Here is a 6,508-nt window from a genome sequence, read left to right on the forward strand (position 1 = left end):
CCGCCGGTCTGCAAGATCATGGATTTCGGCAAGTTCAAGTACGAACAGCAGAAGCGGGAATCCGAAGCCAAGAAGAAGCAGAAGGTAATCGAGGTCAAGGAAGTCAAGTTCCGCCCGAACACCGACCAGCACGACTATGACGTGAAGATGCGCAACGTCGTGCGCTTCCTCGAGAGCGGCGACAAGGTGAAGGTGACCCTGCGGTTCCGCGGCCGCGAGATGGCGCACCAGAACCTCGGACGCGATCTGCTGCAGCGCGTCGCCGAAGACGTGAAGGAGATCGGCAAGGTCGAGAACATGCCGAAGATGGAGGGCCGGCAGATGATCATGATGATCGGCCCCGTCGCCAAGTGAACGGGCGCCGCGCGCCCACCGGGTGGGAGGCGCGCTACGCCATCCCCGGTTATCTCTTCGGCACCGAACCCTCCGCCTTTCTCGTCGATCATGCCCATCTGCTGACGTCCGGAGCGACGGCTCTCGCGGTCGCCGACGGAGAGGGACGCAACTCGGTCTTCATGGCGGAGAAGGGGCTCGACGTCACGGCGACGGAATACGCCCCCGCCGCGCTCGCCAAGGCGCGGCGACTGGCCCGGGACCGCGGCGTCGAGGTGACCTTCGTCGAGGCCGACGTGCTGACCGATGACTGGGGCGGCCCCTGGGACCTGGTCGTGGCGATCTTCATCCAGTTCGCGGGACCGGAGGACCGCGCGCACCTCTTCGAGAAGATGCGCGCGGCGCTCGCGCCCGGCGGCCTGCTGTTGCTGCACGGCTACACGCCGGAGCAGGTGGGCCGCGGCACGGGCGGTCCGCCTGACCCCGAGAACATGTATACGGTGCCGATGCTGGCAGAGGCCTTCGCCGGCTGGGAGATCCTCGAGAACCGCGCCTACGAGCGCGACATCCGCGAGGGCAAGGGGCACGCCGGCCTCTCGGCGCTCATCGACTTCGTCGCGCGCAAGCCGGGCTGACCCCCGCGGCGGCTGACGCGGCTCTCGGGCGCCATCTGTGGGCCGGGTGCCGAAGATCGCGCACAGCGCACCCTCCGCCGTCAGGGCCGCCGCCCGACCGGCGGTGCCGCGGTGACCCGCCGTGGCGAAATGTCCGGTCGGCGGCGGCGTACCACTCGGAGCCGGGCGTCCGGGAAACTCAACAACGCATCCGGACGGCAGCGGTCCGCGGCGAGATCGCAGCTCCCGCCTGCACGCGCGCCGCCTCGCGCCTCGCCTTGCTGGTGCGCGAAAGGCCCCGCGCGCGGCGCGAGCACGGCGGCAAGGAATGTACCCGTCGTGCGGCGACAGGTCGACATCCTCCCGTCGCATTCCGCCGCTTCATCGCAAAGGCCGGCCCGCAGCGGGCGCCGGACCGGCGCGCGATGTCCGCAGAGGCACCGCGCGCGCCCGGTCCTTCCTCTTGCCCGAAATACCCTCGGGGGGTGAGGCGGCGCAGCCGCCGAGGGGGGCAGACAGCCCCCCTGGCTCGCTCAGCAGCCAGCGCGGCGCTCAGCCCCTGGCACGCCGGGGCTGCGGGCGCGTCGGGATCTCCTTGAGCAGCCCGCCCACACCCATCGCGGCGATGTCGGCGCCCGTCACCGCGATGCCGCAGGCCACGCGCGCCAGCACCCAGTCCGCGCCGTTGAGCGCGGGCGATCGTGCACAGCCCGGCAGGCCGATCACCGGCCGCCCGCCCTGCGCCCCGAGGAAGAGCAGGTTGCCGGGATCGACCGGCATGCCGAAACGGTCGACGTGGCCGCCTGCCTGCCGCACGGCCTCGGGGGCCACGTCGGCAGGGTCCGAGGTGGCCGAACCCGTCAGGATCAGCACCAGATCCCCGGCCGCCTGCCGGACCGCCTGCGCCAGCAGTTCGGTGCGATGCGGCACGGTGACGGGCCCGTGCATGGCCGTTCCCAGCGCCGCCAGCCGGGCCGCGATGGCGGGCACCCCCTTTTCCCCCGCGCCGCCGGGGATCTCGGTCACGATCAGCGTGGCATCGCGCAGCACCGGCAACGCCAGCCGCACCGCGCCGCGGGCCGCGTCGCAGGCCGCCGCCAGCGCATCGCCCGGCACGGCGTAGGAAATGATCTTGACCGTGCCGACCATGCCGCCCCCGGCCATCTGCTGGAAGGGCGGCACCGTGGCAAGCGTGATCATCGGATGCACGGCGTTGAGCGCATGCAGGCGGTCGCTGTCCATGACGACGACGCCGGGCCCCTCGGCAATCAGGTTGACCCGACCGGTGAAGGGCGCCGTCAGCCGCAGCCCCGCGGCCCCCTGGTCGGGCACCAGAGCCTCTGCCAGCCGCGCGGCGGCGGCGTTCTCGTCCACGTCGCCGGGCTCCAGCCGCGCGACGATCACCTCTGCGTGGCCCTCGGCCGCCAGCGCGTCCAGATCGCCCCGCCCCAGCGCCTGGCCCTTCTTCAGCTTGCCGGAGGCGAGGCGCACGGAATGCGCCAGCAGCGCGCCCTCCGCCTCGGCCAGCGGCACGGGCCCGAATTTCACGCCCCCTGCCTCAGCACACGCGTCATCTCGGCCAGCAGCGCGCCCTCCGCCTCGGCCAGCGGCACGGGCCCGAATTTCACGCCCCCTGCCTCAGCACACGCGTCATCTCGGCCAGGATCGCGACCGCGATCTCGGCCGGCCCCGCCGCCCCGATGTCAAGGCCGACGGGCGCGTGGATGCGCGCGATCTCGGCCTCGCCGAAGCCAGCCTCGGTCAGCCGGGCGACCCGTTTGGCATGGGTGCGGGTCGAGCCCAGCGCGCCGATGTAGAAGACCGGCGCGCGCAGCGCCCGCATCAGCGCGGGATCGTCGAGCTTGGGGTCGTGCGTCAGCAGCACCAGCGCGGTGCGCGTGTCGAGGCCCACGGCCGCGACCGCATCGTCGGGCCAGTCGTGCAGGATGCGCTCGCCGGGAAAGCGGCCCTCCGACCCGAAGGCCTCGCGCGGGTCGATCAGAACGGGATCGTAGCCCGCGATGCGGGCCATCGGCAGAAGCGCCTGCGCGATGTGCACCGCCCCCACCACGATCAGCCGCAGCGGCGGATTGTGGATCGCGACGAAAGTGCGCCCATCCGCTTCCACCCCCGACCGGTCCATGCGGAAGCGCTCGGTGAAGCCGTCGGTCGCCAGCCGCCGGCCGCCGTGCCCCTCAAGGTCGGCGACATAGGCGACCGGACGCCGCTCTGCGCGGTGCTCGACGAGGTCCGCCAGCATCGCCTCGGGCAGGACGGAGCCCACCGGCTCCACCAGCACGCGGATCGTTCCGCCACAGGCGAGGCCCACGGCAAAGGCATCCTCGTCGGAGACGCCGAAGGTCAGCAGCCGCGCCTCGCCCTCCTCGATCGCCTCCAGCGCCTCGGCCACCACCGCGCCCTCGACGCAACCGCCCGAGACGGAGCCCTCGATCTCGCCCTCGCCCGAGACGGCAAGCTGCGCACCCACCCGGCGCGGCGCGCTGCCCCAGGTCTCCACCACGGTGGCCAGCGCCGCGCCGCGCCCCGCCCGGTGCCAGCCAAGCGCGGTCTCCGGGATCTGGTCGAAACGGTCCATCGCGCGGCCCTCCCTGCGCCTCCACGCCTTGAAGGTATGCCGCAGGAGCGCGCGCGAAAAGGGCCGCGGCGATTCCCGCAGCGGCCCCTCTCCATGCCGCTCGTCGGTCCCTTGCGGATCCTCCTCGCGAGAAGCGCCCGTCAGGGCGCGACGAGCACGCCGCTCACTCGGCCGGCATCCTGACCTCGCGGCCCTCAGGCGCCTGCCGCAGCCGCTCGGGCAGCACGAAGGCCACGGCGACAAAGGCCAGCCCAAGCACGATGCCCAGCAGGTCGCCCGGAAGGCCGGTCAGGCCCGCGTAACCCGACTCGGGCACCTCACCAAGCGTCACCTTGCCGCCCGCCATGTCGTCGAGCAGGCCGGCCGACTTCCACCAGGGATAGGTCAGCATGTAGGCCGCCGCGCCCAGGAGGCCGCCGGCGATGAAGAACAGCGCGTCCTTGCGCCCCGTGGCCGCGGCGGCCACGCCCGTGCCGGGGCAGTAGCCCGAGGCAGCCCAGCCCGCGCCCAGCATCAGACCGCCGATGAAGACGCCCGCATAGGCCGCCTTGACCGACATGTGGCCCACATCGACGAGGCCCAGCATCTGTCCGCCGAACATCAGGACGGAGCCTGTACCGATGGCAAGCAGGATGGTCTTCATCAGATGCAGGTTGCTCAGGTTCAGCATCCGCCAGATCCAGTTGGGGTTGGTGGCCCCGATCCGGTCCAGCGCCGCACCGAAGGCGGCGCCGATCACGATGGCGAGGATGATCGTCGTCATGGCTCAGGCCTCCTTGCGATACATCAGGATGGCGGTCGGGATGGCCGCGGCGAAGGCGCCCGCGGCGAAGACGTAGCCGGAGAGCGCGGTCTGCATCATGCCGGACATCATGTGCCCCGAGGTGCAGCCGCCGGCGAGCCGCGCGCCATAGAGCACCACGAAACCGCCCAGGAAGGCCACCGCGTAGCGGCCCAGCGGCGCGTCGCCGTAGTTCGCGCGCCAGAGCGCCGGCGCGGTGCGCTCGGCGGCGCCCACCCCGCCCCGCAACCGGGCCGACAGGAAGGCGCCCAGCGCCATCGCCAGCACGAAGACGAAGCTGTAGTTGAGCGGATTGGCGGCATTGGCCGCATATTTTCCGTCCGATTTCGCGAGATAGGCGTTGGACGAGGTATAGCCCTCTTCCGTGGCCTGGATCAGCGCGGGATTGGCGATGTCCGCGATGATCGCGTCGAGGATCACGAACTGCGTCGAGACCCCGATGGGCTTCACCAGAAGCACCGCCAGAAAGAAGACGACGCCAAGCAGGACACCGCCCGTTTTCCAGTTGAGTGGCATGGCACTCCCTCCTTTCCGGATCACATTCTGCCGTCAGAATAAGACACATATTCCATGAACTGCATGATTCAGATCAAACCGCGCATCACCGCTGCCCGGCGAGCAGGGGCGTGATGTTGCGCACCGCGGCGCGGCGGTTGGCCTGCGAGGGATCCTGCGTCTCGACGCGCAGATCGGATTCGCCATAGCCCTGCACGATCATGTTGGCAGGCGGGACGCCGAAATACTCGGTCAACGCCAGCGCCACCGATTCGGCGCGCCGGTCCGACAGCAGCAGGTTGTAGGCGGCAGACCCCACGGCATCCGTGTGCCCCTCGACCAGGAACACCGCGCCGGGATTCTCGCGGATCGCGCGCCGCATGGCGGTGCCCAGCGCGTTCAGTTCCTCGGCCTCGGATGCGGAGATAGCCGCCGATCCGGTGGGAAAGCCGATGCGGTCGAGCGAGACCACCGGCACCAGCTTGCGCACCGCGTCGATCTGCCGGACCTGCTCGAGCGAGAAGTCGCGGTTCACGTCGCGCAGGCGGGCCTGCTGCAGCGCCTCTGCCAATTCGTCCTCGCCGGTGATGCCGTCCTGCATTTCGACGGGCTCCGCAGGACGCGGCAGCTGCGCGACATCCACGGGCCGCACCTGTCGCGTGTCGTCGAAGAGGACGACGCGCTCGCCGTCGGGCATGACCCGCACGCGCCGCAGGACGCGTCCGTCCGCCGCGCGCACCGTGATCACCTCGCCGCCTTCAGGCAGGATCACGCGCCTGCGCACGGACCCGTCGGCAAAGCTCTCGGTCTGCACGTCGGCACCCGGGCGGCGCAGCAGGATATCGTCGTCCTTGAGGATGTCGTAGCGGCCGTCGCGCTCGACCACCACCCGCTCGCCGGTGCCGGCCACGACTTCGCCGCCGTCGTCCAGAACCTGCCCCAGCGCATAGGCGCCAAGGCCGATCAGCGCCGCCCGGCCAAGGTCGCGCAGCCTGTCGCCGTCGTCATCTGCCTCGGTGGTGGCGGTCTCGGCGTCGGTCCGGATCTCCGTCTCGAACTCCTGGGACGAGCCGCGCGCCTCCGCCTCCGTGATTTCCCGGCGCTCGACCTCACCGGGCTCGGCATCCTCCGTCGCGGCCGCGGGCGGACCGGCCTCGGCACGCTCCCGCTCGCGGCGCGCGGCCTCCTCGGCCTGCCTGCGCTGCTCCTCGGCCTCGCGTTCGGCCTGCTCGGCGCGGCGGCGTTGCTCTTGCAACTCGCGCTCGGCCTCGGCCGCCCGGCGCTCCGCCTCTTCGGCGCGGCGCTCGTCGTCCTCGGCCTGCTCGCGCGCCCGCTCTTCCGCTTCGCGCTCGGCATCAGACTCCGCCAGAATGTCGTCGAGAAAGCCCGTATCCTGATCGCGCGCCTCGTAGAGCTCGCGAAGGTTTTCCGGCTCCTCGATCACGGCGCCGGAAATCCTGTCGACGCAGGGGAACCCCGCGCCCGGCCCGCAATCCGGCAATTCATCGGAGCGCGGCGCCCGTTCCGGCGACGCCTGCGCCCGGTCCGCATCTGAACCGGCATCCGCCGGGCGATCGCCATTCGCAGGCGGTCCGGCATTCGCAGGCGGGCCCGCGTCGGCCGGTGGTCCGGCGGCGTCCCTGTCGTCAGACCCGGGCGGGTCGGCGG

7 protein-coding genes are annotated in these 6,508 nt (G+C 71.5%); 2 read left to right on the forward strand and 5 right to left on the reverse strand.

The features are described 5' to 3' along the window. Both infC and ACLFOB_RS13725 read left to right on the forward strand, forming a co-directional pair. A partial coding sequence (infC, locus tag ACLFOB_RS13720; protein WP_410926442.1) for a translation initiation factor IF-3 occupies positions 1–354 on the forward strand: 354 nt, incomplete at its 5' end. Beyond that, positions 351–968 carry a methyltransferase domain-containing protein gene (locus ACLFOB_RS13725; RefSeq protein ID WP_410917527.1) on the forward strand — a complete coding sequence of 206 codons (618 nt, stop codon included), beginning with the start codon at positions 351–353 and terminating at the stop codon, positions 966–968. The genes infC and ACLFOB_RS13725, both read left to right, overlap by 4 nt. Positions 969–1,499: 531 nt before the next feature. Here the strand turns inward: ACLFOB_RS13725 and ACLFOB_RS13730 are convergent. The 5 genes from ACLFOB_RS13730 to ACLFOB_RS13750 all read right to left on the reverse strand — a co-directional run bounded on the left by ACLFOB_RS13730 (position 1,500) and on the right by ACLFOB_RS13750 (position 6,284). Then, a complete protein-coding gene (locus ACLFOB_RS13730; protein ID WP_410926443.1) occupies positions 1,500–2,495 on the reverse strand; it encodes a molybdopterin-binding protein in 996 nt (331 codons plus the stop codon). 76 nt (positions 2,496–2,571) lie between these two features. Continuing rightward, positions 2,572–3,543 (reverse strand): XdhC family protein, encoded by a 972-nt coding sequence (locus tag ACLFOB_RS13735; RefSeq protein WP_410926444.1) that lies wholly within the window; start codon positions 3,541–3,543, stop codon positions 2,572–2,574. A gap of 163 nt (positions 3,544–3,706) precedes the next feature. Then, positions 3,707–4,306 (reverse strand): DUF6691 family protein, encoded by a 600-nt coding sequence (locus tag ACLFOB_RS13740; RefSeq protein WP_410918215.1) that lies wholly within the window; start codon positions 4,304–4,306, stop codon positions 3,707–3,709. Positions 4,307–4,309: 3 nt separating this feature from the next. Next, complete coding sequence (locus ACLFOB_RS13745; RefSeq protein WP_410918214.1) at positions 4,310–4,861, reverse strand: YeeE/YedE thiosulfate transporter family protein; 552 nt, start codon at positions 4,859–4,861, stop codon at positions 4,310–4,312. 85 nt (positions 4,862–4,946) lie between these two features. Next, the gene (locus tag ACLFOB_RS13750; protein ID WP_410926445.1) at positions 4,947–6,284 is read right to left on the reverse strand and encodes an OmpA family protein; all 1,338 of its coding nucleotides are present in this window, start codon (positions 6,282–6,284) and stop codon (positions 4,947–4,949) included. Positions 6,285–6,508 lie beyond the last annotated feature (224 nt).

The organism is Rhodosalinus sp. (assembly GCF_046542825.1).
In the GTDB taxonomy this organism is placed as follows: Bacteria; Pseudomonadota; Alphaproteobacteria; order Rhodobacterales; family Rhodobacteraceae; genus Rhodosalinus.